This is a genomic window from Sphingopyxis alaskensis RB2256, assembly GCF_000013985.1.
Taxonomy (GTDB): domain Bacteria; phylum Pseudomonadota; class Alphaproteobacteria; order Sphingomonadales; family Sphingomonadaceae; genus Sphingopyxis; species Sphingopyxis alaskensis.
Map to the genome: position 1 here is coordinate 3,083,431 of NC_008048.1, position 23,680 is coordinate 3,107,110.

24 protein-coding genes are annotated in these 23,680 nt (G+C 68.0%); 15 read left to right on the forward strand and 9 right to left on the reverse strand.

All coding sequences use genetic code 11. From position 1 onward, the window contains the following. Nucleotides 1–189: 189 nt before the first annotated feature. The 4 genes from rplT to SALA_RS14965 all read right to left on the reverse strand — a co-directional run bounded on the left by rplT (nucleotide 190) and on the right by SALA_RS14965 (nucleotide 2,683). Entirely contained in the window at nucleotides 190–555 is a 366-nt protein-coding gene (gene rplT / locus SALA_RS14950; protein ID WP_011543208.1) for a 50S ribosomal protein L20, read from the reverse strand. Between the two features lie 12 nt (nucleotides 556–567). Further along, the gene (gene rpmI / locus SALA_RS14955; RefSeq protein ID WP_011543209.1) at nucleotides 568–771 is read right to left on the reverse strand and encodes a 50S ribosomal protein L35; all 204 of its coding nucleotides are present in this window, start codon (nucleotides 769–771) and stop codon (nucleotides 568–570) included. Between the two features lie 122 nt (nucleotides 772–893). Next, nucleotides 894–1,676 carry a histidinol-phosphatase gene (gene hisN, locus SALA_RS14960; protein WP_011543210.1) on the reverse strand — a complete coding sequence of 261 codons (783 nt, stop codon included), beginning with the start codon at nucleotides 1,674–1,676 and terminating at the stop codon, nucleotides 894–896. A 71-nt stretch (nucleotides 1,677–1,747) separates the two neighbouring features. Further along, nucleotides 1,748–2,683 (reverse strand): ribose-phosphate pyrophosphokinase, encoded by a 936-nt coding sequence (locus SALA_RS14965; RefSeq protein WP_011543211.1) that lies wholly within the window; start codon nucleotides 2,681–2,683, stop codon nucleotides 1,748–1,750. Nucleotides 2,684–2,862: 179 nt separating this feature from the next. Here SALA_RS14965 and SALA_RS14970 point away from each other — a divergent pair, with 179 nt between their 5' ends. From SALA_RS14970 to rpmG, 5 genes are all read left to right on the forward strand, one after another. After that, complete coding sequence (locus SALA_RS14970) at nucleotides 2,863–4,533, forward strand: NAD+ synthase (protein ID WP_011543212.1); 1,671 nt, start codon at nucleotides 2,863–2,865, stop codon at nucleotides 4,531–4,533. A gap of 30 nt (nucleotides 4,534–4,563) precedes the next feature. Continuing rightward, nucleotides 4,564–4,986 (forward strand): DoxX family protein, encoded by a 423-nt coding sequence (locus tag SALA_RS16540; RefSeq protein WP_011543213.1) that lies wholly within the window; start codon nucleotides 4,564–4,566, stop codon nucleotides 4,984–4,986. A 41-nt stretch (nucleotides 4,987–5,027) separates the two neighbouring features. Beyond that, a complete protein-coding gene (locus tag SALA_RS14985) occupies nucleotides 5,028–6,347 on the forward strand; it encodes a glutamate--tRNA ligase (protein ID WP_011543214.1) in 1,320 nt (439 codons plus the stop codon). 162 nt (nucleotides 6,348–6,509) lie between these two features. Then, on the forward strand, nucleotides 6,510–7,238 hold the full coding sequence (locus SALA_RS14990) for an energy transducer TonB (RefSeq protein ID WP_011543215.1): 729 nt from the start codon (nucleotides 6,510–6,512) through the stop codon (nucleotides 7,236–7,238). A gap of 209 nt (nucleotides 7,239–7,447) precedes the next feature. Then, complete coding sequence (rpmG, locus tag SALA_RS14995) at nucleotides 7,448–7,615, forward strand: 50S ribosomal protein L33 (protein WP_011543216.1); 168 nt, start codon at nucleotides 7,448–7,450, stop codon at nucleotides 7,613–7,615. A 131-nt stretch (nucleotides 7,616–7,746) separates the two neighbouring features. Here the strand turns inward: rpmG and SALA_RS15000 are convergent, their stop codons facing one another. Then, the gene (locus SALA_RS15000) at nucleotides 7,747–8,226 is read right to left on the reverse strand and encodes a MarR family winged helix-turn-helix transcriptional regulator (RefSeq protein WP_011543217.1); all 480 of its coding nucleotides are present in this window, start codon (nucleotides 8,224–8,226) and stop codon (nucleotides 7,747–7,749) included. 194 nt (nucleotides 8,227–8,420) lie between these two features. Here SALA_RS15000 and ectA point away from each other — a divergent pair, with 194 nt between their 5' ends. The 7 genes from ectA to SALA_RS15035 are packed head-to-tail and all read left to right on the forward strand — an operon-like array spanning nucleotide 8,421 to nucleotide 15,730. Further along, entirely contained in the window at nucleotides 8,421–8,999 is a 579-nt protein-coding gene (ectA, locus tag SALA_RS15005) for a diaminobutyrate acetyltransferase (RefSeq protein ID WP_011543218.1), read from the forward strand. 1 nt (nucleotide 9,000) lies between these two features. Continuing rightward, complete coding sequence (ectB, locus tag SALA_RS15010) at nucleotides 9,001–10,308, forward strand: diaminobutyrate--2-oxoglutarate transaminase (protein ID WP_011543219.1); 1,308 nt, start codon at nucleotides 9,001–9,003, stop codon at nucleotides 10,306–10,308. 16 nt (nucleotides 10,309–10,324) lie between these two features. Then, entirely contained in the window at nucleotides 10,325–10,738 is a 414-nt protein-coding gene (locus SALA_RS15015; RefSeq protein WP_011543220.1) for an ectoine synthase, read from the forward strand. Between the two features lie 31 nt (nucleotides 10,739–10,769). Then, nucleotides 10,770–11,690, forward strand: a complete 921-nt coding sequence (gene thpD / locus SALA_RS15020; RefSeq protein WP_011543221.1) for an ectoine hydroxylase — start codon at nucleotides 10,770–10,772, stop codon at nucleotides 11,688–11,690. After that, complete coding sequence (locus SALA_RS15025; protein ID WP_011543222.1) at nucleotides 11,687–13,129, forward strand: aspartate kinase; 1,443 nt, start codon at nucleotides 11,687–11,689, stop codon at nucleotides 13,127–13,129. Before thpD ends, SALA_RS15025 begins: the two co-directional genes overlap by 4 nt. Nucleotides 13,130–13,153: 24 nt before the next feature. Then, nucleotides 13,154–14,392 (forward strand): MFS transporter, encoded by a 1,239-nt coding sequence (locus SALA_RS15030; RefSeq protein ID WP_011543223.1) that lies wholly within the window; start codon nucleotides 13,154–13,156, stop codon nucleotides 14,390–14,392. A 3-nt stretch (nucleotides 14,393–14,395) separates the two neighbouring features. Then, a complete protein-coding gene (locus SALA_RS15035) occupies nucleotides 14,396–15,730 on the forward strand; it encodes an MFS transporter (protein WP_011543224.1) in 1,335 nt (444 codons plus the stop codon). Nucleotides 15,731–15,737: 7 nt separating this feature from the next. Here the strand turns inward: SALA_RS15035 and SALA_RS15040 are convergent, their stop codons facing one another. Both SALA_RS15040 and SALA_RS15045 read right to left on the reverse strand, forming a co-directional pair. Further along, a complete protein-coding gene (locus SALA_RS15040) occupies nucleotides 15,738–16,445 on the reverse strand; it encodes an anti-sigma factor (RefSeq protein ID WP_011543225.1) in 708 nt (235 codons plus the stop codon). After that, the gene (locus tag SALA_RS15045; protein WP_011543226.1) at nucleotides 16,442–16,930 is read right to left on the reverse strand and encodes an RNA polymerase sigma factor; all 489 of its coding nucleotides are present in this window, start codon (nucleotides 16,928–16,930) and stop codon (nucleotides 16,442–16,444) included. Before SALA_RS15045 ends, SALA_RS15040 begins: the two co-directional genes overlap by 4 nt. Before the next feature lie 108 nt (nucleotides 16,931–17,038). Here SALA_RS15045 and SALA_RS15050 point away from each other — a divergent pair, with 108 nt between their 5' ends. The 3 genes from SALA_RS15050 to SALA_RS15060 all read left to right on the forward strand — a co-directional run bounded on the left by SALA_RS15050 (nucleotide 17,039) and on the right by SALA_RS15060 (nucleotide 20,139). Next, nucleotides 17,039–18,310 (forward strand): S8 family serine peptidase, encoded by a 1,272-nt coding sequence (locus SALA_RS15050; RefSeq protein ID WP_011543227.1) that lies wholly within the window; start codon nucleotides 17,039–17,041, stop codon nucleotides 18,308–18,310. 96 nt (nucleotides 18,311–18,406) lie between these two features. Next, nucleotides 18,407–19,336, forward strand: a complete 930-nt coding sequence (locus SALA_RS17385; protein ID WP_011543228.1) for a hypothetical protein — start codon at nucleotides 18,407–18,409, stop codon at nucleotides 19,334–19,336. Nucleotides 19,337–19,389: 53 nt separating this feature from the next. Continuing rightward, nucleotides 19,390–20,139 carry a response regulator transcription factor gene (locus SALA_RS15060; protein WP_011543229.1) on the forward strand — a complete coding sequence of 250 codons (750 nt, stop codon included), beginning with the start codon at nucleotides 19,390–19,392 and terminating at the stop codon, nucleotides 20,137–20,139. A 166-nt stretch (nucleotides 20,140–20,305) separates the two neighbouring features. Here the strand turns inward: SALA_RS15060 and SALA_RS15065 are convergent, their stop codons facing one another. Together SALA_RS15065 and SALA_RS15070 are read right to left on the reverse strand one after the other, a co-directional pair. Beyond that, on the reverse strand, nucleotides 20,306–21,358 hold the full coding sequence (locus SALA_RS15065; RefSeq protein WP_011543230.1) for an acyl carrier protein: 1,053 nt from the start codon (nucleotides 21,356–21,358) through the stop codon (nucleotides 20,306–20,308). Beyond that, nucleotides 21,355–23,556, reverse strand: coding sequence for a thiamine pyrophosphate-dependent enzyme (locus SALA_RS15070; RefSeq protein ID WP_011543231.1), 2,202 nt, complete (start codon nucleotides 23,554–23,556; stop codon nucleotides 21,355–21,357). The genes SALA_RS15065 and SALA_RS15070 overlap by 4 nt, the downstream gene beginning before the upstream one ends. Nucleotides 23,557–23,680: the final 124 nt, after the last annotated feature.

A 23,680-nucleotide genomic window follows, 5' to 3' on the forward strand; every position in this document is an offset into this window, starting at 1 on the left:
AACAGCTTCAGGCTATATTCGGTTGGTCCCTTAAATAGCCTGATCGGATGCCCCGGCCCCCACAGCCGGGGCATCTTTTATGTGTCCGACGCGCGGCGCGATCCGCCAAGGTCGGCGATCCTGTCGACCGGCAATGAAAAAGGGCGGCCCCGACGGGACCGCCCTTTGGCTTTTGCTTTGGACAAACCGTCAGGCCGCCTTGGGCAGCGCCGCCTTCGCCTGCGCGACGATCGCGGTGAACACGCCGCCTTCGTTCATGGCAAGGTCGGCCATGACCTTGCGGTCGAGTTCGATTCCGGCGAGCTTCACCCCGTGCATGAACTGCGAATAGGTGAGGCCTTCGGCGCGGACCGCGGCGTTGATGCGCTGGATCCACAGGGCGCGGAAGCTCCGCTTCTTTACCTTGCGGTCGCGATAGGCATATTGGCCGGCCTTTTCCACCGCCTGCCTGGCGATGCGGATCGTATTCTTGCGACGGCCATAATAGCCCTTCGCCTGGTCCAGAATCCGCTTGTGCTTGGCGCGCGTCGTCGTGCCGCGTTTGATGCGTGACATGTTTGGCGCTCCTTACTTCAGGCCATAGGGCGCCCAGAGGCGCACATGAGCCGCATCCGCTTCGCTGAGCACGCTGGTGCCGCGGTTGGTGCGGATATATTTTGAGTTATGCGAAATCAGGCGGTGGCGCTTGCCGGCAACGCCGTGCTTCACCTTGCCCGAGGCGGTGAATTTGAAGCGTTTCTTCACACCGCTCTTGGTCTTCAGCTTGGGCATTTTGGTCTCCTTTGAAGTCCGTTCTGGTGCCGGCCTGGCAGCCCTTTCAGCCAGCCGACACAATCGGAAGGCGCGCGCTTATGCGGATTCGCCGGGAAATGCAAGCATTGTAAGCGCGCCTCTCAATGATCGCAGGCGAGCCCTTCGATCACATCCTCGAGCCGCGCCGGATCGCCGAGCGCGATGACATGGCCCGCGCTGTCGCTATTCAGCGGATCGCCGTTCCAGTCGCACATCGTGCCCCCCGCGCCTTCGACGATGGGCACGAGCGCGGCAAAGTCGTGGAGCTTGAGCCCCGCCTCGACGACCAGGTCGATGTGACCCGAGCTGAGCAGGCCATAATTATAGCAGTCGCCGCCGAAGACCATCCGCTTGTGCGCCGTCTTTGCGGCGAGCGCCATGAAATGCTCGCCGTCATGATCGCTGAAATATTGCGGACCGGTGGTCGCGAGCACCGCGTCGGACAGACTGCGGCAGGCGCGCGTCGTCGCGGGTTTGCCGCCCAACAGCGTCGGATGTCCCGTCGCGCCGACCCAGCGCTCGCCGGTGATCGGCTGGTCGATGATCCCGATGAGCGGCCAGCCGTCCTGCAGAAGCGCGATCAGCGTGCCGAAGATCGGGCGCCCGGCCATGAAGCTCACCGTGCCGTCGATCGGGTCGAGCACCCATTGCCGTGCCGCTTCGGGGCGCTCGGCCCCATATTCCTCGCCAATGATGCCATCGCGCGGCGCTTCGGCATCGAGCAGGCGGCGCATCGCGGCTTCGGCGGCGCGGTCGGCCTCGGTCACCGGCGAGGCGTCGGCCTTCGCTTCGTGCGCCCAGCGGGCGCGAAAGAACGGACGGATCGCGTCGCCGGCGGCGTCGGCGAGGCGGTTGGCGAGTGCAAGGTCTGACACGATCGACATGACGTTGCGCTAGCGCAGCCGGGTTCGCGCCGCCAGCCTGCGCAGCATTTTTCCCGTCCCCGTCGCGGCTTTCAGTCAAAGAGCGAGGAGACGCTCGTTTCGTCGGCAATCCGCTTGATCGCCTCGCCGAGCAGCGGCGCGACGGTAAGCGTGCGAACCTTGGCGCTGTCGTTCACCGCGTCGGTCGGCTGGATCGAATCGGTGATGACGAGTTCGGTGAGCTCGCTCGCATTGACGCGGGCGACGGCGCCGCCCGACAGCACGCCATGGGTGCAATAGGCGACGACGCCTTCGGCGCCTGCGGCCTTCAGCGCCCCGGCGGCATTGCACAGCGTTCCCGCCGAATCGACGATATCGTCGATGAGGATGCAGAAGCGACCCGCGACGTCGCCGATGATGTTCATCACTTCCGATTCGCCCGCGCGCTCGCGGCGCTTGTCGACGATGGCGAGCGGCGCGTTGTCGAGCCGCTTGGCGAGCGCGCGGGCGCGCACGACGCCGCCGACGTCGGGCGACACGACCATCAGATTCTTGTCGCCGAAGCGCGCCTGGATGTCGGCGCTCATCACCGGCGCGGCATAGAGATTGTCGGTCGGGATGTCGAAGAAGCCCTGGATCTGCCCGGCGTGCAGGTCGATCGCGAGCACGCGGTCGGCGCCCGAGGTGGTGATGAGGTTCGCGACCAGCTTTGCCGAGATCGGCGTGCGCGGGCCGGGTTTGCGATCCTGCCGCGCATAGCCGAAATAGGGAACGACCGCGGTGATGCGCTTCGCCGACGCGCGGCGCAGCGCGTCGTTGATGATGAGCAATTCCATCAGATTGTCGTTCGCGGGGAAATTGGTCGGCTGAACGACGAAAACATCCTGCCCGCGGACATTTTCGTGGATTTCGACGAAAACCTCTTCGTCGGCGAAGCGGCGCACGCTGGTGTCGGTCAGCGGCAGCTCGAGATAATCGGCGATCGCGCGGGCCAGCGGCAGGTTGCTGTTGCCGGAGATGAGTTTCATGGGGTGCAGGGCCCTTTCGCGGCGGATGGGATTGCGCGCCCCTTAGCCAGCGATGGCCATGAGGGGAAGGGGTTAAAGGAGGCGATCGGTCCCCGTCGCCGGCGCATTTGACTGCGTCGTCGCGCTCCCTATCTGCTTGGTCGTTGCAATCGCCTGCGCCGGGGCTAAGTCTCGCCCCCATGACCGACGCCGCTGCAACGCTGACCATCGTGCTTTCCCAGATGACCCAGGCGGTCGGCGACCTCGCCGCCAATGCCGATGCGATGCGCAGCGTTCGCGCGCGGCACCGCGATGCCGACCTGATCCTTTATCCCGAGCTGCAATTGATTGGCTATCCGCCCGAGGATCTGGTGCTGAAACCCGCGCTGGCGGAGCGCGCCGCAACGCTGCTCGCCGAACTGGCCGCCGACACCGCCGATGGCGGCCCGGCGATGCTGGTGGGATCGGTCGAGCGCGACGCTGACGGCAGCCTCTATAATATCGTCGCGCTGCTCGACGGCGGGCGGGTGGTCGCGGTGCGGCGCAAGCATGAACTGCCCAATTACGGCACCTTCGACGAAAAGCGCGTCTTCGCACCCGGCCCGCTGCCCGACATCGTCGAATGGCGCGGGGTGAAGCTGGGCCTGCCGATCTGCGAGGATGGCTGGCTGCCGAAGGTGAGCGCGCATCTCGCCGCGCAGGGCGCCGAACTGCTGATCTCGGTCAACGGCAGTCCCTATGAAATCGACAAGGACGAGCGGCGGCTCTCGCAGGTGTTCGCGCGCCGCGTCGCCGAAACCGGATTGCCGCTGATCTTTCTCAACCGCATCGGCGGACAGGACGAGCTGGTGTTCGATGGCTGCTCCTTCGTGCTGAACGGCGACGGCACCGCCGCGCACCGCCTGACCGACTGGGAAGCGGAGGAGCGGGTGACGCGCTGGACGAAGGGCGCGGCGGGTTGGGCCTGCGACGCGGGGGCGATCGCCGAATGGGAGGCGCACCCCGCCGACATCTACAGCGCGATGATCCTCAGCTTGCGCGACTATGTGACACGCAACCGCTTCCCCGGCGTCGTGCTCGGCCTGTCGGGCGGGATCGATTCGGCGATCTGCGCGGCGATCGCCGCCGACGCGCTGGGCCCCGACAAGGTCTGGTGCGTGATGCTGCCGAGCCGCTTCACCAGCCAGGCAAGCCTCGATGACGCGGCTGGCTGCGCGCGGATGATCGGATGCCGGCTCGACACGATTCCCATCGTGCCCGCCGTGGAGGCCTTCGATCAGATGCTCGCGGGCAGCTTTGCCGATGCCGAGGTCGACATCACCGAGGAAAATGTCCAGTCGCGCATCCGCGGCGTGACGTTGATGGCGCTCAGCAACAAGTTCGGCCCGATGCTGCTGACGACGGGCAACAAGAGCGAGATGAGCGTCGGCTATGCGACCATCTATGGCGACATGGCGGGCGGCTATAATCCGCTGAAGGACGCATACAAGATGACGGTCTTTGCGCTCGCGAAATGGCGCAATGAACATGTGCCGCGGCTGTCGCGCAACCCGGTTGCCCCCGTGATGCCCGATACGATCATCACCAAGCCGCCGAGCGCCGAGCTGCGCCCCGACCAGAAGGATCAGGACAGCCTGCCGCCCTATGAGGATCTCGACCGGATGCTCCATATGCTCGTCGAGGAGGAAGCGGGCGTTGACGATGTCGTGGCGCGCCACGGCTTCGACCGCGACGCGGTGGCGCGGATCGAACGGCTGCTCGCCATCGCCGAGTACAAGCGCCGCCAGGCGCCGCCGGGGGTCAAATTATCGACGCGCAACTTCGGTCGCGACCGGCGCTATCCGATCACGCACGGGTTCCGGACGGGATAGGGTTTTCAGGGGAAGAAAGGGAAAAGGACGATGCTGCTATCGGGGTCGCAGGCACCGGCAGACCGTGCCGAACGGGTGCTCGACATATTGCGGATCACCGTCGCGCTGCTCATCCTGATCCACGGCGTTTATCGGCTGGCGGCCGATCTCGTCGTTCCCTTCGGCACCTGGCTCGACAGCCTCGGCTTTCCTTATGGCTATGGCTGGGCAATGGCGGTGACGCTTTACGAGCTCGTCGGCCCCGCGCTGATGCTCGCGCGCCGCTGGACCAGCCTCGCCGCGCTCGGCCATGCCTTCATCCTGACCTTGGGCATGTTCCTCGTCCACATGCCCGCGGGCTGGTTCGTCGTCGGCGGCGGGCGCAACGGGATGGAATATAGCGTCTTCCTGATCGTCTCGCTGCTCGCGATCGCCTGGGCCTTTTGGCCGGTGCGCGACGGCGCGGCGCGATAAATATCGCCATCCGGCGGGCAATGCGGTTATAGGCGCGCGCCATGACCGTCACCACCCGCTTCGCTCCCTCGCCGACCGGCCATCTGCACGTCGGAAACGTCCGTACCGCGCTGCACAACTGGCTGTGGGCAAGGAAGCATGGCGGGCGTTTCCTGCTGCGCATCGACGATACCGATGTCGAGCGGTCGAAGGAAGACTATGTCGCGGGCATCCGCGCCGACCTTGCGTGGCTCGGCCTCGACATTGACGCCGAGGAGCGGCAGTCGGCGCGCTTCGCGCTCTATGAGGCCGAGTTCGAGAAATTGAAGGCGGCCGGCCGCGTCTATGCCTGTTACGAAACCCCCGACGAGCTGGAGGTCCGCCGCAAGATCCTGCTGTCGCGCGGGCTGCCACCCGTTTACGAACGCAAGCCCGCCGATGCGCCGGTGCCCGAAGGCGTTGCGCCGCACTGGCGCTTCCGGCTCGATCATGACGCGCCGATCGAATGGACCGACCTCATTCGCGGACCGCAGCATTTCGAGCCCACGACGATGTCGGACCCGGTGGTGCGCCGCGCCGACGGCAGCTGGCTTTATCTGCTGCCGAGCGTGATCGACGACATCGCGATGGGCATCAGCCATGTCGTGCGCGGCGAGGATCATGTGTCGAACACCGCCGCGCAGGTTCAGATGTTCGCCGCGCTCGGCGCATCGCCCCCCGCCTTTGCCCACGAGGCGCTGCTCGTCGGGACCGAGGGCAAGTTGTCGAAGCGATTGGGCTCGCTCGGCATGGCGAGCCTGCGCGAACAGGGGATCGAGCCGATCGCGCTCGCCGCCCTGCTTGCGCGCCTCGGCACCAGCGATCCGGTCGAGCCGGTGACCGATCTGGCGCCGCTGGTCGCGAGCATCGATTTTGCGCGTTTCGGCCGCGCGCCCGCGCGCTTCGACGAGGCCGAACTGGCGCTGCTCAATCAGAAGATCCTGCACCATATCGATCATGCCGCGGTGGCGGATCGCCTGCCCGCGGCGATCGACGAGGCGCGCTGGAAGGCGATTCGCCCCAATCTGACGACCGTTGCCGAGGCCGCCGACTGGCTGCCGGTATTCGACGGGCCGTTCGTCCCGACCGCGACCGAGGCCGCCGACCGTCCGGTGCTGCGTGCCGCGGCGAAGGCGGCGCTGGACATCGACTGGAGCGCCGACCCCTGGCACGCGCTCACCGCCGCGGTGAAGGAGGCGACGGGGGCGAAGGGCCGGGCGCTGTTCCTGCCGCTGCGCCGCGCGCTCACCGGGCGCGACCATGGCCCCGACATGGCCGAGCTGCTGCCGCTGATCGCGAAGGAAGCGGCGATCGCGCGCCTGACCTCGGCCGGGGGTTCGTAAGGAACCCGCCATTGCGTCCCTGCCTTTGCAGGGGCACAGGGGAAGGCCTCCCCCAAGCAATTCACTTGACAATGACGTGATGTTATAACATCATTATCTCCGGACCGGGCTTATGGCGGCGGTCGACCGCCGGGGCCGGGTCGCAAGGCGAGGAGAGATGCCATGACCCTGATACCCCTGATTTCGGCGATAATGACCGCTCCCGAAGCGACCACCGCGCCCGCGGGTCGTTCAGCGACCTTGTCCCGCGCCGTCTATGGCAGCGATCACCGCCGCCATCCGGTCGCGGCGCTTCTCGCGGTCGGGCTGCCTGCCGCGCTCGTCGCCGCGGTGGCGCTGTCGCCGATGATCGTCGAAACGCCGCCAAAGTCCGAACCGATCACCGGCACACTGATCGACCTGCCCAAACCGCCGCCGCCGCCCGAACCGGCCCAGGATGCGAAACCGACGCCGAAAACCGCGTCGGCGACCGAAAGCGTTCAGCCGCGCGTCGAAACCGTGCCGCTGAATGGCGACCGCGTCGTCGTCGGGCCCGTAATCCCCGACGCACGGCCGCTCGATCGCGGCCCGCCGGTCGTTCCCGTCGATCCGCCCACGCCGAAGCTGGTGCTTGCCGAACTCGACGCGCGCTTTGCCGGGGCGTTCCAGCCCGATTATCCGGCGCGCGAGCAGCGGCGCGGGGTCGAGGGGGTTGTGAAGGTGCGCGTGCTCATCGGCACCGATGGCCGCGTGAAGGCGGTCGAGCTGGTCAGCACCGACAGTCCGGGCTTCTTTGAAGAGACGAAGCGGCGCGCGCTTGCCAAATGGCGCTTCAGGCCCGCGACGCGCGGCGGCGTGGCGGAGGAAAGCTGGAAGGTGATGACCGTGCGCTTTGAAATCAGGAACGGCTGACCCCCCCGGGGGGCGGGCGGTTCGTCGCCGCCCGCCCCTTCCTTTCGCTTGACAGAAGCGCCGAATCCCGCCAAAGGCGCGCGGATATTGGAGGGCGGCGCGGCGTCGCGCGGCCCTTTCATGTTTTTCACACCAACGTCGGGGCCGCTTAGTCCCGCGGCATCCCCCGGTCCGCCGGAGGATGTGCCATTACTTCGAGGAACAGGGCCATGGCCAAGCCGACGACCGTCAAGATCAAGCTGGTGAGCACCGCCGACACGGGCTTTTTCTATGTCACCAAGAAGAACCCGCGCACGATGACCGAGAAGATGACGGTGCGCAAATATGACCCGCGTGCGCGCAAGCACGTCGAGTTCAAGGAAGCCAAGATCAAGTGATGCCTTGTCCCGCGCGGCATCGCTGCGCGGTCTGAAAAGGCGTCATCCCCGCGCTGGCGGGGACGCAGAAGGGCGGCCCTTTGCGCCGCCCTTTTTCGTGCCCGATATGCGGGGCGGGCAACCGGACCGGATCAGATGCGGTCGATCGCCCCCGTGTCGAGCAGCGGCGCGGCGTCCATTTCGCGCACGCCGAGGATGTCGGCGAGCCGCTCGGTCCCCGCAAGGATCATCGCCTGTTCCCACGCCGGCAGCGCGGCGAAGCGTGCGGCGAAGATTTCCTGCAGCATGTCGGGCGCTTCGGCGAGGCAGCGACGGCCCTTGCCGGTCGCGGCGAGCAGCACGCGTCGTTTGTCCTCGGCGCTGCGCGAGCGCGTCGCGAGGTCGAGCGCGACGAGGCGGTCGACGATCGCCGTCACCGTTGCATGGCCGAACTCCAGCCGCTGCGCCACAAGGCCCGGCGTCACATTGCCGCCCGCGTCGATCTCGCGCAGCACGAGCAGCTGTGACGGAGTGAGCCCGGTCGCCGCGGCGATCCGCCGTGTCCCGCCCTCGGCCGCGCGCAGGACGCGGCGCAGCGCCTTCAACGTGGCAGTGGCGATCTCGCTTTCCATCGCCCTCACTTAGCTGCGGCGCGCGGCGGCGCCAAACCGAATTTCGGGCGCTGTGGGTCCGGCAATTTATTTCAATGAACGAAAGATATTTGTCGTGGCGGGTTGCGTCGCGACGCAACAATCCTATATTTCGCGCGCTTCAACATTGGATCGGTGCATGATGCGCCGACATTTGTTTCAGGAGACGAAATATATTGGACCGGTCAAAAGACGCGGAGCCCCTGCCCACGCCAAAAGACCCGGACGCATCGGCGTCCGCTTCCTCCGAGGTGCGCTTCCGCCGGCCGGTTGCCGCCGACGGGCCTGCGGTCACCGCGCTGATCGCCGCCTGCCCGCCGCTCGACCGCAATTCGCGCTATTGCAACCTGCTCCAGTGCGAACATTTCGCCGACCAGTGCATCATCGCCGAGCGCGCGGGGCGCATCGTCGGCTGGGTGTCGGGCTACCGCCCGCCGTCGGACGCGGGCGCCTTCTTCGTCTGGCAGGTCGCGGTGTCGGCCGAAGGACGCGGACGGCGGCTCGCCAGCCGGATGATCGCCGCGCTGCTCGCGCGCCCGGCGCAGGACGGCGTGACGCACATGATCACGACGATCACCGCCGACAACCAGGCGTCGTGGGGGCTGTTCCGCGGCCTCGCGCGTGACTGGGGCGCCGAGCTGGAGCGCACGCCGCTCTTCGAGCGCGAGACGCATTTCGCGGGCGCCCACGCCACCGAATATCTGGCCCGCATCGGGCCGTTCGACCGCATGAAAATCGACGCAGAACAGGGATAAGATGATGATTACGACACCGCAACCGTCCGGCAACCTTCCGGATCGGAGCATTTATGAACGCCGCGAATCGGCGGTGCGCAGCTACGCCCGGTCGATGCCGCGCCAATTCGGTAAAGCGCAGGGCGTGTGGATGCACGATGATCAGGGCGGGCGTTATCTCGACTTCCTGTCGGGCTGTTCGACGCTGAACTATGGCCACAACCATCCGATTTTGAAACAGGCGCTGCTCGACTATATCGCCGCCGACGGCATCGCCCACGGGCTCGACCTGCACACCGATGCAAAGCAGGACTTTCTCGACACGTTCGAGGAAGTGATCCTGAAACCGCGCGGGCTCGACCACCGCGTGATGTTCACCGGCCCGACCGGCACCAACGCTGTCGAGGCCGCGATCAAGCTCGCGCGCAAGGTGACGGGCCGCGAAATGGTGATCGCCTTTACCAACGGCTTTCACGGCATGACGTTGGGCGCGCTCGCCTGCACCGGCAATGCGACCAAGCGCGGCGGCGCGGGCGTACCGCTGAGCCACGTCGCGCACGAACCCTATTATGATTATTACGGTCCCGAGGTCGATACCGCCGAATTGCTCGAACAACGGCTCGCCGACCCGTCGAGCGGGCTCGACGCGCCCGCGGCGATCCTCGTCGAAACGGTGCAGGGTGAGGGCGGGCTCAATGCCGCCTCGGCCGAATGGCTGCGCCGCATCGCGGGAATCGCGAAGGCGCATGGCGCGCTGCTGATCGTCGACGACATCCAGGCGGGTTGCGGCCGCACCGGCACCTTCTTCAGCTTCGAGGATATGGGCTTCACCCCCGATATCGTGACGCTGGCGAAGTCGCTGTCGGGCATGGGCCTGCCCTTTGCGCTGACCCTGCTGCGTCCCGAGCTCGACCAATGGTCGCCGGGCGAGCATAACGGCACCTTCCGCGGCAACAACCATGCCTTTGTCACCGCGACCGCCGCGCTCCGCCATTTCTGGAGCGCCGACGATTTCCAGCGCGACATAGGCCGCCGCGCCGCCCTGCTCGAAACCCGCCTCGCGCGCATCGCCGCCGAACATGGGTTCGAGGTGCGCGGGCGCGGCATGATGCGCGGCGTCAATGTCGGCTCGGGCGAGCTCGCCGCGACCGTCACCGCCGCCTGCTTCGACGCCGGGCTGATCATCGAGACCAGCGGCGCGCACGACGAGGTGATCAAGGTGCTCGCCCCGCTCGTCATCGACGATGCGGTGCTCGGTGCCGGCCTCGACATCCTCGAAAGCAAGATCCGCGAGGCGATGGCCACCGATTACGCCGTCGCCGCCGAATAAACAGGAGATAACCGACATGATCGTTCGCAACCTCGGCGACATCCGCAAGACCGACCGCAATGTCCGCTCGGACGGCTGGGCCAGCGCCCGGATGCTGCTCAAGGATGATGGGATGGGCTTTTCCTTCCACGTCACCACCCTCTTCGCGGGCAGCGAACTCAGGATGCACTATCAGAACCATCTGGAGGCGGTGCTGGTGCTGAAAGGCACGGGCACGATCGAGGATCTGGCGACCGGCGAGGTTCACGCGCTGCGCCCCGGCGTGATGTATGCGCTCGACGACCATGACCGCCATATCGTGCGCCCCGAAACCGACATTCTGACCGCCTGCGTCTTCAACCCGCCGGTCACCGGCCGCGAAGTGCATGACGAAAGCGGCGCCTATCCGGCCGACCCGGAGCTGGCGCGCGAGCCCGTCGCCGCCGACTGACCTTCACCCGAACCAGAAAGGGAGACGTCCGATGCAAGACCTCTACCCCTCGCGCCAGCGCGCGGACGCCGAAATGCGGCCGCGGCTGGACCCCGTCGTCCATAGCGAATGGACAAACGATGCGCCGATCAGCGCGCGGCAGGCCGCGGCGTTCGACCGCGACGGCTATATCGTGCTCGAGGATATTTTCTCGGCCGACGAAGTCGCCTTCCTGCAAAAGGCCGCGGGCAATCTGCTCGCCGATCCGGCGGCGCTCGACGCCGACACGATCGTCACCGAGCCGCAAAGCAACGAGATCCGCTCGATCTTCGAGATTCACGCGCAAAGCCCGGTGATGGCGCGCCTTGCCGCCGATGCGCGGCTCGCCGATGTCGCGCGCTTCCTGCTCGGCGACGAGGTTTATATCCACCAGTCGCGGCTGAACTATAAACCCGGTTTCAAGGGCAGGGAGTTCTACTGGCACAGCGATTTCGAAACCTGGCATGTCGAGGACGGGATGCCGCGGATGCGCGCGCTGTCGATGTCGGTGCTGCTCGCCGAAAACACCCCGCACAACGGCCCGCTGATGGTGATTCCGGGCTCGCACCGCACCTATCTCACCTGCGTCGGCGAAACCCCCGACGACCATTATTTAAGCTCGCTCAAGAAACAGGAATATGGCGTGCCCGACGAGGAAAGCCTCGCCGAACTGGCGCACAGGCACGGCATCGTCGCGCCGACGGGCAAGCCGGGAACGGTGATCCTGTTCGACTGCAATTTGATGCACGGGTCGAACGGCAACATCACGCCCTTTCCGCGCGCCAACGCCTTCCTCGTCTATAATGCCGTGAGCAACCGGCTCGAAAAGCCCTTCGGCGTCGAAAAGCCGCGCCCCTGGTTCCTCGCCCGTCGCGGCGAGCCCGCGGCGCTCCGGGTTGAGCGCGGGCCGCTCGTCGAAACGGTGCCGGCATGAGCGGGCAGCATAGCGTCGAAAAGATCGGCGGCACCTCGATGGCCGCGACCGCGACCCTGTTCGACAATGTGCTCATCGCGGGGCGGTCGGGCGCCGATCTCTACAACCGTATCTTCGTCGTCTCGGCCTATGCCGGGATGACCGACCTGCTCCTCGAAAACAAGAAAACGGGGGCGCCCGGCGTCTACGGCCATTTCGTCGACGACGACGATGCCGACGCCTGGCGGCGCGCGATGGCGGCGGTGCGCGCGGCGATGCACGCGCGCAATGCGGATATGTTCGCGCGGGGCGACAGCCGGGCCGAGGCCGACCGCTTCGTCGACGCACGCATCGACGCCGTCACCGCCTGCCTCGACGACCTCGCGCGGCTGCGCAGTCACGGCCGCTTCGGGCTGAAGGACCAGCTTGCCACGGTGCGCGAACTGCTCGCCGGGATCGGCGAGGCGCACAGCGCACACAGCACCGCGCTGCTGCTTCGCGACCGCGATGTGAACGCATTGTTCGTCGATCTGACGCTATGGGACCAGGACGATCTGCGCAGCCTCGACGAGCGGATCGGGGAGGCCTTTGCCGCGATCGACCTTCGGGACACGCTGCCGATCGTGACCGGCTATGCCGGGTGCGAGGGCGGCATGGTGCGGCGCTATGCGCGCGGCTATACCGAAATGACCTTCTCGCGGCTCGCCGTGCTCACCGGCGCGCGCGAGGCGATCATCCACAAGGAGTTCCACCTGTCGAGCGCCGACCCCAAGCTGGTCGGCGAGGACAAGGCACGCAAGATCGGCCGCACCAATTACGACGTCGCCGACCAGCTCGCCAATCTCGGCATGGAGGCGATCCACCCCGGCGCCGGGCGCGGGCTGCGCCAGTCGGGCATTCCGCTGCGCGTGCGCAACACCTTCGACCGCGAGGACGAAGGCACGCTCGTCACCGGCGACTATGTCTCCGACGTCCCGCGCGTCGAGATCGTCACCGGGCTGCGTCAGGTGCAGGCGCTGCAATTCTTCGAACAGGATATGGTGGGCGTGAAGGGTTATGACGCCGCGATCCTCGACGCGCTGGCGCGCCACAAGCTGTGGATCGTCAGCAAATCGTCGAATGCCAACACGATCACCCATTATCTGTCGGCGAGCGCCGCAGCGGTGAACAAGGCGATCGCCGACTTGCAAGGACATTATCCCGACGCCGCCATCTCGGCGCAGCCGGTGGCGATGGTGTCGGTGATCGGCAGCGACATCTCGCGCCCCGGCCTCGTCCCCGATGCGCTGCGCGCGCTCGACGCGGCGGGCGTCACGATGATCGCGATGCAGCACCAGATCCGCAACGTCGATGTCCAGTTCCTCGTCGATCCGCGCGACTTTGAGGCCGCGGTGCGCGCGCTGCACAAGGCGCTGGTCGAGCGTGACGCGAGAACGGAGGAAAAGCGGCGCGCCGCCTGACGGGCGTACGTGCCGAAGCCGCCGATGCTCGCAATCATCACCCCTGTCCGCAGCCTGCTCGTCGCCATCTTCGTGATGATGGCGGGCAGCGGCTTCCTCTCGACGCTGATCGGCCTCCGGCTCGAACGCGCGGGCAGCGGGACGATGGTGATCGGCCTGATCGCCACCGCCTATTTTGGCGGGCTGGTGCTCGGCGCCTTGCGCGCGGGCGATGTCGTGCGCCGCGTCGGGCATATCCGCGCCTTCGCCGCCTTCGTCGCGCTGCTGTCGGCGAGCACGCTCACCTATGCGCTGCTCCAGCAGCCCTTGCTGTGGGCGGTGCTACGCCTGATCGACGGCCTGTGCATCGCGGGGGTGTTCATCTGCGTCGAAAGCTGGCTCAACGACCGCGCCGAGGCGGAGACGCGCGGCACGGTGCTCGCTTTCTATATGGTCGCGCTCTATTCGGGGCAGGCGATCGGGCAATTGCTGCTGCGTTCGGGCAACAGCGCGCCGCAAATCCCCTTCGAGCTTGCGTCGATCCTCATCTCGCTCGCGATCATTCCCGTCTGCCTGACGCGGAGCGCCGCGCCCGCGCTCGAAGATGCGGCATCGCTGCCGCTGCGGCGCCTGTTCGCGGCGTCGCCGCTCGGCGTCGTCGGCGCGGGGATGACCGGGCTGCTGCTCGGCGCCTTCTATGGTCTCGCCGCCATTTATGCGCGGCGGATCGGTCTCAGCCTTGCCGACACCGCCTCTTTCATGATGACGGTCATCCTCGGCGGCGTCGCGCTGCAATGGCCGCTCGGCCGCCTGTCCGACCGTTTCGACCGGCGGCGCGTCATCATCGCCTGCTTCGCCGCGACGCTGGGCGTCAGCATCGCGCTCGCCATGGCCCCGACGGGCGCCGCGCTGTTCGCGCTCGGCGCGCTGTTCGGTGGGCTCAGCTTCGCGCTCTATCCGCTCTGCGTCGCCTTTGCCAACGACCGGCTGCTGCCATCGGAGCGCGTCACCGCGAGCGGTCAGCTCGTGCTTCTCTATTCGGTCGGCGCCGCGCTCGGCCCGATCGGCGCGGCGGCGGCGATGACCGCCGCGGGGGCGGGCGGGCTCTTCCTCTTCATCGCCTTCGCGGCAGCGGCAATGCTCGCTTTCGGCCTCTGGCGCCTCGCCGCCAGCGATCCCGTGCCTGCCGCGGCGCAGCAGGATTTCCAGATCCTGCCGCGCACGACGCCCGTTGCCGCGCTGCTCGACCCCGCCGGCCCCGAACCCAACCCGGAAAACAGGTGATCCATGGACAAGACGCTGCCCCCCCACGCCCCCGGCCATCCGCCGCCGTTTCGCGAACCATCGCCGCTCCACCGCGCGGTCGGCGCCTCGGCGCTCGGCAATGCGGTCGAATGGTTCGACTATGGCATCTATGCCTATGGCGTGACCTATATCTCGGCGGCGCTCTTTCCCGGCGAGACCGAGGAGGCGGTGCTGTTCGCGCTCGCGACCTTTGCCATCTCCTTCCTCGTGCGACCGCTCGGCGGGCTGTTCTGGGGCCCGCTTGGCGACCGCATCGGGCGGAAATCGGTGCTCGCGATGACGATCCTCTTGATGGCGGGCGCGACCTTTGCCGTCGGACTCATCCCGTCCTATGACAGCATCGGCTTCTGGGCGCCGACCCTGCTCATCATCCTGCGCATGGTGCAGGGTTTTTCGACCGGCGGCGAATATGGCGGTGCGGCGACCTTCATGGCCGAATATGCGCCCGACCACCGGCGCGGCTTCTATGGCAGCTTCCTCGAGTTCGGGACGCTCGCGGGCTTTTCCTTCGGCGCGGCGCTGATGCTCGGCTATTCGCTCTATCTGGGCGATGCGGCGATGCACGAATGGGGCTGGCGCATCCCCTTCCTCATCGCCGGGCCGATCGGCCTCATCGGCATGTATGTGCGCTCGAAGATGGAGGATACGCCAGTGTTCCGCGCGGAAATGGCGTCGGCCGAGCGGCGCGAACCGCCGGGACTGCTTGCGCTGATGCGCGATTACTGGCGCCCCTTGCTCGTCGTCGGCGGCCTGGTGGTGGCGCTCAACGTCGTCAACTATTCGCTGCTCAGCTACATGCCCACCTATCTTCAGCGGCGCATCGGCCTGTCGAGCGAGGAAGCGCTGCTCGTGCCGATCATCGGCATGGTCTTCATGATGTGCTTCCTGCCCTTCGCCGGCGCGCTGTCGGACCGGATCGGGCGGCGGCCGATGTGGCGCTGGTCGCTGATCGGCCTCTTCCTGCTCGTCGTGCCGCTCTACATGCTCATCGGCACGGGCTTTGCGGGGGCGATCGTCGCCTTCATGGCGCTCGGCCTTCTCTATGTGCCGCAGCTCGCGACGATCTCGGCGACCTTTCCCGCGATGTTCCCGACCGCGGTGCGCTTCGCGGGCTTTGCCATCGCCTATAATATCTCCACCTCGATCTTCGGTGGCACCGCGCCGATGATCGGCAGCGGCCTGATCAGTCTGACCGGCGATCCGCTGATGCCCGCCTATTATATGATGCTCGCCTGCCTCGTCGGGCTGGTTGCGCTCCGTTTCATGCCCGAAACCGCGGGGCGTTCGCTGCTCGAAGACCCGTTCCGGCGGGATTGACGGGGACTCAGCGCCGCCAGCCGCGCGCGCGCGCGGCGCGTTCGGCGGCGGCGTCAAAAGGTTCGCCGACCATCATCGCCGCCGCGTCGGCCGCCAGCGCGCCCGAGCTTGCCTGGCGATAGGCGCCGCCCGTCCGCCCGCCCATCGTGCGTTCGAGCGCCCAGCCATCGGCTTCGCGGCAGCCGATGCCCGACAGGGCGGCGCCTTCGAAACTGCGGCAGATGCGGCCCTCTCGATCGCGAAAGCTGAGGCCGATGCGGATCGCGGCGTCGGCGCCCTGGGTCGCGGCAAGCTGCGTATCGAGCGCCGCCGCCAGCTCGCCCGACGCGACGAGCGCGCCGCCGCGTTCGGTCACGTCCGCCGCGGGCGCCCACGGCCGCAAACCGATCGTCAGGCCGAGCAGCAGCGAGGCGGCGATCGCGGCCATATGCGCGGGCGCAAAGCGCAAACGCCGGCTCTCGCGGCGCGCGGCGAGGCTGGTGTCGATCACGGGGGGTTCCTGTGCGCCGGTCAGCAGCGCGCGGAACCGGTCGGGGAGAGCCTCGGCGGCGACGGGGGCATAATGCGCCACAAGCTTCGCCTTCAGCGCGCGGTGGCGCGCGATTTCGGCAGCAAGCGCCGGGTCGCTCGCGGCCTCGCGCGCAACGCGGCGCGCGGTCAGGTCGTCGAGTTCGCCGTCGACATAGGCCGCGACGGTGGCGGGGTCGAAACTCATGCCGCTTCTCCCAAAAGCTGCATCAACGTGTCGCGGCCGCGCGCGAGCCGCGACGTGACGGTGCCGATTGGCACGTCGAGGATTTCGGCTGCTTCGCGATAGGCATAGCCTTCGACGAGGACGAGCATGACGACCTCGCGCTGCTCGTCGGGCAGGCGCGCCATCGCGCCGTCCACGTCGCTGCGCAGCGCCCCCGCCTCGACCTCGGCGGCGCCGTCGCCGGCGATCTGCGTTACCGCCTCGTCGATCACGTCATGGACGCCGCGCCGACCCGCGCCACGGCGCTCGTCGATCCACAGATTTCGGGTGATACGATACATCCAGCTGTCCAGTCTTGTTCCATCCTGCCATTGATCGCGCGACTTCAGCGCGCGTTCGATCGCCGCCTGACACAGATCGTCGGCATCGGCGGCGCTCTGCGTCAGGCCGCGCGCAAACCGGCGCAGCCGCGGCAGCAGTTCGATCAGTTTCTCTTCAAAGCGCATCGTCGCCTTTTCGATTGCCTGTGGACGAAACGATGTCCTTCTATCGTTTCTTCCCTATCGTGCTAATTTTTTCCGCGAAGGCGGGCCGCGGCGGCCCGGAGAGACGAGATGAGATATGTGATCGCAGCGCTGCTGACGCTTTGCTTCCTGTCCGGCGGGGTCATCCCGCGCGCCGCGGGGCAGGTTGCGCTGCCGCCGGTCGGCCTCCCCGACAGGGGGCGGATCCTGCCGGGCCTTCCCGATCTCGCAGCCGAACCGCTCACCGTGGCGGAGGACAAGCTGCGCACGCTGCGGCTTGACCGCATCGCCGCGCTGGTAAGGCGCCATCCGGATGCTATCGAACGCGATGCGCGCGGCGACCCCGCCGTGCGCGGCGTGCTCGTCGCCATCGGTGTCGACACCGCGATGGTCGCGCGCGCGCGCGCCGCGGGCTTTGCGCTCATCGACCGCGAACGGCTCGATTCGCTGGGACTCGACATCGTGCGCTTTCGCGTGCCCGATGGTCGCAGCCTTGCGCGTGCGCAAAAACAGCTCGCCCGTCTGTTGCCCGATGCCGAAGTCGACGTCGATCATATCTATTTCGCGAGCGGGCCGGGCGGCGCTCTGCCGGGGGCGGCGCTTGTGGCGACGACGGGGGCGGGCGGCGGCGCCGCGCCGCTCGGCCTGATCGACGGCGGCGTGGCCGCGCATCCTTCGGTGGCGGGGCGCGTCGAACAAAGGGGATTTGCCCGCGGCGCGCCGACAGCCAGCGAACATGGAACGGCGGTGGCCTCGCTGCTCGTCGGCGCAGGCGCGGTGCAGGGCGCGGCGCCGGGGCGGCGCCTGCTCGCCGCCGACGTCTATGGCAACGATCCGGCGGGCGGCAGCGCCAGCGCGATCGCCCGCGCGCTCGGCTGGCTCGCGGCGCGCCGCGTCGCGGTGACGACGATCAGCCTCGTCGGCCCCGACAACAAGCTGCTCGCGGCCGCAGTGGCGGCGGCGCAGCGCAAGGGAATGCTGATCGTCGCGGCGGTGGGTAACGACGGGCCCGCCGCGCCCCCCGCCTACCCTGCCTCCTATCGCGGTGTGCTCGCGGTTACCGGCGTCGATGCCAGGGCGCGCGTGCTTCCCGAAGCGGGGCGGGCGCTTCATGTCGACTTTGCGGCGCCCGGCGACGCCGTGCGCGCGGCGACCGGCCCGGCCAGCATCGAACGGCTGCGCGGGACATCCTTTGCGGCGCCGCTCGTCGCCGGGCGCCTCGCGCTTCACTATCCTGCCGCGTCGATCGCGGCGATCGGCCCGGCGATCACGGTGCTGGTGATGGAGGCGCGCGACCTTGGCCGCAAGGGCCGTGACAAAATCTATGGTCATGGCCTGATCTGCGGCGATTGCGGCCGCTGATCACCTCTTACGCGATTTTTTTGGAAGAATATCCGACGCGCCATCGTTCTTGCAGCAGGCCCATCCCCTCCGGGCCCCAAATGCAGGAGTAGGACAATGGCAAATCGCATTTTCATTCCGGCCCTCGCGCTCGCCGCGTCGGCCATGGCTTTTTCGGCGCCGGCCGCGGCGCAGCTGCTTGGCGGCAGCGGCGGACTGGGCGGCGGGCTTGGCGGAACGCTGGGCGGCACGCTCGGCAATCCGACCGGGCCGATCGGTGGCACGCTCGGCACGGCGGGCGAACTTGCGGGTTCGGGCCGCGGCGAGGCCAAGGTCGACCGCCGTTCGGGCCGCGTCGAAGGCCGCGGCGGCGCCGACGCGCGCGGCAGCGGCTCGGCCGATGCCGGCGGCAATCTGCTCGGCAGCACGCTGGGCGGCAACGCTCAGGGTTCGGGCGGGGCCTCGGCCGACGGCAGCGTCGGCGCGCAGGCGGTCGGCACCGATTTCGCGCGTGACACGGTCGGCGGCGCCCTCGGCACCGCGCGCGGCGCCGCCGCCACCGCCACCGGGACCGCGCAAGGCGCGGCCGGGGCTGTCCGCGACCGGGCGGGCGGCGCGCTGTCGAACGTCTCAGGCAGCGCCAGCGCCGCCGGTTCGGCCGCGGGCAGTTTTCAGGGCAGCCTCGGCCAGCTCGCGGCGGCCGGCAGCGGCGCGGCCAGCGGCAGCGGCATGTTCGCTGTCATGCCGGGAATGCCCGTCACCGACCCGCGCGGCAAGGTGATCGGCTATGTCCATGACGTGCGGCAGACGGGCCGCGGCGTCGTCGAGGCGGTGACGGTCGAGGTCGGCAACCGCGTCGCGACGCTTCCGGCCGCCAGCTTTGCCGGATCGGGCGATGTGCTCGTCAGCGGCATGACCAAGGGCCAGCTCAAGGACGCCGCAAAGGCGCAGGAGCGGGCGGCCGAAGAGGATGGCAGCGCGCCGCCCGCCCGGTCGACGTCGTCGCGGGGCAACCGCGCCGAACGCGGCCACACCCGCGCCGACTGATCCCACGGTCGGTTCCAGCGAAATGCGTCGGCGCGCTGCCGACGCATTTCCTGTTGGCGCGATTCAAATGCGAAAAAGCGATCCGTTATGGCGCCATCGCCGATGCGTTCGCGCTGTCGCGCGCGGCCGGGGTCGGGCAGCGTGGAGACGTGACCGGACCCTGCGGCCATATCCATCTGATCCTTCCCGACCCGGTCGAGCGCGCGGCCTGCTTCCGTGTGCTGACGGCGGGGCCCGCGCGCGTCGTGCGCAGCTTTGCCAGCGCCGACGACTGGTTTGCGGCGGGCGATGACGACAGCTGCGCGGTGCTCCTGCTGCGCTGGGAGCAGCCGGGCGCGGTAAGCGGTGCCGCGCTGCTGGCGCATGCCGCCGCGCGCGACGGCATCGCCGCCTTCGTCGCCGCCGAAAGGCTGAGCATCGCCGAATCGCGCGCGATCCTGTTGAGCGGCGCGCGCGACCTGCTTCCCGCGCCGCTCGATCCCCGGCTCGTGCGCCGCACGATCGACGGTGCGCTCGCCGACCACGCGGCCTGGCAAGTGGCGTGCGAGCGCCAGCGCGCGGCCGCGGCGCGGCTCGCCGCGCTGACCCCGCGCGAACGCGACATATTGGAGGGTATCGCCGCCGGGCTCGGCAACAAGGCGATCGCGCAGCGGCTCGATCTCAGCCCGCGCACGGTCGAGGTTCACCGCGCGAACATCATGCGCCGCGCGGGCGCGGGCCATGTCGCCGAACTGCTGCACCTGCGTTTCGTCGCCGAGCAGGCGCGCGTCGCGCCGGGCAATCGGGTCCGTTTCGGCGCATGATCGCGGCGCTGCTGCGGCCGGATCGTCGCGCGCGGCGCTATAAGGAGTATGAACGGCGACCCGTCCTTGTGTTGGTCCCCATGGGCGCTGCCGTTCATCCGGGCGCGGTCAACCCCACCTGACCGCGCCCGCACGACGGGTCGGCAGGGAAAACGCCCTGTCGACCCTATTTGTCCCTGATGACCAGCGTGCGCTGCTCGGCGCGGCCCATCGACAGGAGGATCGGGTCCGACGCCTGCCGCGCCATGAAATCGGCCTTGCTGGTCAGCCCCTGCCAGCCGATGCCGATCAGCGCCTGGGCGATCGCGCCGCCCAGCGTGTCGCCGGGGCCGGGCAGGATGATGACATCGGGCGCGACCTCCTTGACCGCGACCTGCACCGAAAGCGCGAAATCATAGGGGGCCAGGATCTGGTGACCGAAGCTGTATTCCCAGACTGCCGCGGGATCGGACGAGAAGCGGCGCCAGATATGGCCGCGACCATCGACCAGCGGGATCGCCGGGGCGCCGAACAGCGTCGGCGGCAGTTCGGCCCTCGCCTTGTCCGAACTGCCGATCATCAGCGGGGTATGAAAGGGGCCGTGCCCCGCGAGGCGCAGCGGATCGCGCCCCGGCGTCGGCGGCGCTTCGGCGAGCAGCGCGGCGAGGCCCTCCTCATTGCCCGCGAACACCAGCATCCCGGCGAGGTCGATCGACAGCGCGAGGTCATGGCCCGGCCGCGCGTCGATCGCGGCGACAAGATCGAACAGCCGGTCGCGTCGGTCGGGGATCGGGCGCCAGTCGTCATCGACGATTTGCAGCAGGACCTGCCCGCCGGGGCCGTGCGTCTGGCTGTTGAGCCCCATGGCGTTGGCGATGCGGAACCCGTCGCTGATCGACACCGCGCCGCCCAGCGCGAGCGCGCTGTACCAGCCCATCGAATTGCCGAGCGCCGCAACGATGTCGAACCTGTCGCGGTCGATGCTCAGGTAATCGAGCGCGGTAGCGGTGTAGATCAGCGGCGCCGCGACGTCGCCGCGCATGTGCGTTGCCACGCTGAAGCGATCGGCGCCGTCGAGTTCGCTCACCGTCGGCTGCCCGCGCATCCGGCGCTGCGCGTCGAAATCGGCGATCAGATCGGCAAATCGCGCGCCATGCAGCCGCGCGATGCTGCCCAGCTCGCCCTTGCCATAAGTGCCGCGGCCGGGCGCGACGACGATCGCGGTTTTGCGGGCGCTCATGCCAGGAGCTCCCTTGCCGCGGCAATGATGCCCTCGCGGCTCGGCAGGGTCAGCGTTGCCGCCCTGCCCAGCGGGATGAAGCTGTCGTCGGCGGCGATGCGCGCGATTTTTTTGTCCGGCGTCTGTTCAACGAACAATGCCATCAGCGCCTCGCTCTGCGAACCGGTGATGCGGCATTCGTCGACGATCAGGATGCGCTTCGCACCGCCGACCGCGGCGACCAGCTTGTCGGTATCGACGGGTCCCAGCCAGCGCAGGTCGATCACGCGCGCCTTGACGCCATCTTCGGCGAGCAGTTTTTCGGCCTGCCGCGAGAGATAATATCCGTTGCCGTAGGTTACGATCGCGAGGTCGGTGCCGTCGCCATGGACGCCGACATCGCCGAACCGGATCGGCGTGCCTTCGCCGGGCGCCTCATAGATGCTGGTCCACAGCCCATCGCCCTCTTCATGCAGGTCGCGCGTCATATAGAGCGCGATCGGTTCGACGAACACGACGACGCGCTGCTCCTCGCGCGCCAGCCGCACGCATTCGCGCAACATTTGCACCGCGTCGCGCCCGTTCGACGGCACCGCCAGGATGATGCCCGGAATGTCGCGGAACACGGCGAGGCTGTTGTCGTTGTGGAAATGGCCGCCAAAGCCCTTTTGATAGCCCAGCCCCGCGATGCGGATCACCATCGGGTTGGTGTACTGTCCGTTCGAGAAGAAGCTCAGGGTCGCCGCCTCGCCGCGAATCTGGTCCTCGGCATTGTGGACATAGGCGAGGAACTGGATTTCGGGCATCGGGACAAAGCCGTTGTGCGCCATGCCGATCGCGAGCCCCAGGATCGCCTGTTCGTCGAGCAGCGTGTTGATGACGCGCGCCGATCCGAAGCGCTGGTGCAGCTTGGCGGTGACATTATAGACGCCGCCCTTCGGTCCGACATCCTCGCCCGCGACGACGATCTCTCGATGTGCGAGCATCAGGTCGGCGAGCGCCCAGCTCAAAAGCCGCGCCATGTGCATCGGCTTGTCCATCTGGCCCCAGTCGTTGCCGAACATCGCCTTGCGCTCGTCGTCTGACGGGCTGTTGGCGCGCGCGATCGCACGTTTCGGCGGGATCAGGCTCGCCATCACCGCCGCCGCGGTGGTGATCTTGGGCCGCCGGATCGCCGCCTCGGCCTGCCGTGCCAGCGTCGCGCCGATCTCCTGATAGGCATCGGCGACGTCCGCCGCGCTCATCCACCCCTGTTCGATCATCAGCGCGGCGCCCTTCAGCAGCGGATCGCGCGCCTCGTCGGCTTCGATCAGCGCCTTGGGAAGATAGGCGCCCTGCACGTCCGATCCGGCATGACCGTACAGCCGCACCGTGGCCATGTGCAGGAAAACGGGCCGCCGCGTGCGGCGTGCATAATCGGCCGCCTCCTTCGCGCCCTTGTACGCCGCGGCCAGGTCCGTGCCGTCGCACTGGATATAGTGCAGCCCGGCGCGATGGCGGAACTGCGCCTCGATCCATCCCGCCGGCGTGCGCGTCGAAATGCCGATGCCATTGTCCTCGCACAGAAAGACCAGCGGCATGGGAGACCCTTGGTAGGCTGCCCAACCCGCGGTGTTGAACGCCCCCTGTGCGGTCGAATGGTTCGCCGACGCATCGCCGAAGCTCGCGAGCACGACCGCGTCGTCGGGAAGCGGCAGTCCGGTCATGCCAAGGCGGCGCGCGATGCCGATCGAAAAGGCGGCGCCCACCGCCTTGGGCAGGTGCGAGGCGATCGTCGAGGTCTGTGGCGGGATAGCGAGCGGCTTCGACCCGATGACCTTGTGCCGGCCGCCCGAAATCGGGTCTTCGCTCGACGCCGCAAAGCTCAAGAGCATGTCCCACGTCGGCGTCTGTCCCGGCACCTGCCGCGCGCGGTGAAGCTGAAAGGCGTTCGAACGATAGTGGAGAAACGCCATGTCGGTGGCGCGCAGCGCCGCGGCGACCGCGGCATTGCCTTCGTGCCCCGACGAGCCGATCGTATAGAATCCTTCGCCGCGCGCCTGCAGGTGGCGCGACAGCCGGTCCATCTGGCGGCTGGTGAGTTGCGACAGGAAAATATCGGTGGCCTCGCTGCGCGACAGGCCGATCGCGCCGGGGTCGGGCGCGTCGGCGCGGCCGGGCAATCGCCCTTCGGCCAGCGCGCCAAGGAATTTTTCATGTACCGCCTCAGCCGCGTCCACCTGTCTCTCCTGTCGCCCGGCCGCTGGTTGCCATTGCAACGACCCGGCCGATTTTGCCGCGCGCTAGAACGGGGCGGTCCGGCGCGCAAGCATCTCTTGCCTTGCTGCGCACGCTCGCGCTACC

Coding starts and splice junctions, on each gene's coding strand:
- SALA_RS15030 (WP_011543223.1), top strand. CDS start 13,154: ATGCTCGCAATCATCACCCCTGTCCGCAGCCTGCTCGTCGCCATCTTC.
- ectB (WP_011543219.1), top strand. CDS start 9,001: ATGATGATTACGACACCGCAACCGTCCGGCAACCTTCCGGATCGGAGC.
- SALA_RS15040 (WP_011543225.1), bottom strand. CDS start 16,445: ATGAGTTTCGACCCCGCCACCGTCGCGGCCTATGTCGACGGCGAACTC.
- SALA_RS15000 (WP_011543217.1), bottom strand. CDS start 8,226: ATGGAAAGCGAGATCGCCACTGCCACGTTGAAGGCGCTGCGCCGCGTC.
- SALA_RS14985 (WP_011543214.1), top strand. CDS start 5,028: ATGACCGTCACCACCCGCTTCGCTCCCTCGCCGACCGGCCATCTGCAC.
- hisN (WP_011543210.1), bottom strand. CDS start 1,676: ATGTCGATCGTGTCAGACCTTGCACTCGCCAACCGCCTCGCCGACGCC.
- SALA_RS17385 (WP_011543228.1), top strand. CDS start 18,407: ATGGCAAATCGCATTTTCATTCCGGCCCTCGCGCTCGCCGCGTCGGCC.
- SALA_RS14965 (WP_011543211.1), bottom strand. CDS start 2,683: ATGAAACTCATCTCCGGCAACAGCAACCTGCCGCTGGCCCGCGCGATC.
- SALA_RS16540 (WP_011543213.1), top strand. CDS start 4,564: ATGCTGCTATCGGGGTCGCAGGCACCGGCAGACCGTGCCGAACGGGTG.
- SALA_RS15045 (WP_011543226.1), bottom strand. CDS start 16,930: ATGCGCTTTGAAGAGAAACTGATCGAACTGCTGCCGCGGCTGCGCCGG.
- SALA_RS14970 (WP_011543212.1), top strand. CDS start 2,863: ATGACCGACGCCGCTGCAACGCTGACCATCGTGCTTTCCCAGATGACC.
- SALA_RS15065 (WP_011543230.1), bottom strand. CDS start 21,358: ATGAGCGCCCGCAAAACCGCGATCGTCGTCGCGCCCGGCCGCGGCACT.
- SALA_RS14990 (WP_011543215.1), top strand. CDS start 6,510: ATGACCCTGATACCCCTGATTTCGGCGATAATGACCGCTCCCGAAGCG.
- SALA_RS15050 (WP_011543227.1), top strand. CDS start 17,039: ATGAGATATGTGATCGCAGCGCTGCTGACGCTTTGCTTCCTGTCCGGC.
- thpD (WP_011543221.1), top strand. CDS start 10,770: ATGCAAGACCTCTACCCCTCGCGCCAGCGCGCGGACGCCGAAATGCGG.
- SALA_RS15035 (WP_011543224.1), top strand. CDS start 14,396: ATGGACAAGACGCTGCCCCCCCACGCCCCCGGCCATCCGCCGCCGTTT.
- SALA_RS15025 (WP_011543222.1), top strand. CDS start 11,687: ATGAGCGGGCAGCATAGCGTCGAAAAGATCGGCGGCACCTCGATGGCC.
- SALA_RS15015 (WP_011543220.1), top strand. CDS start 10,325: ATGATCGTTCGCAACCTCGGCGACATCCGCAAGACCGACCGCAATGTC.
- rpmG (WP_011543216.1), top strand. CDS start 7,448: ATGGCCAAGCCGACGACCGTCAAGATCAAGCTGGTGAGCACCGCCGAC.
- rpmI (WP_011543209.1), bottom strand. CDS start 771: ATGCCCAAGCTGAAGACCAAGAGCGGTGTGAAGAAACGCTTCAAATTC.
- rplT (WP_011543208.1), bottom strand. CDS start 555: ATGTCACGCATCAAACGCGGCACGACGACGCGCGCCAAGCACAAGCGG.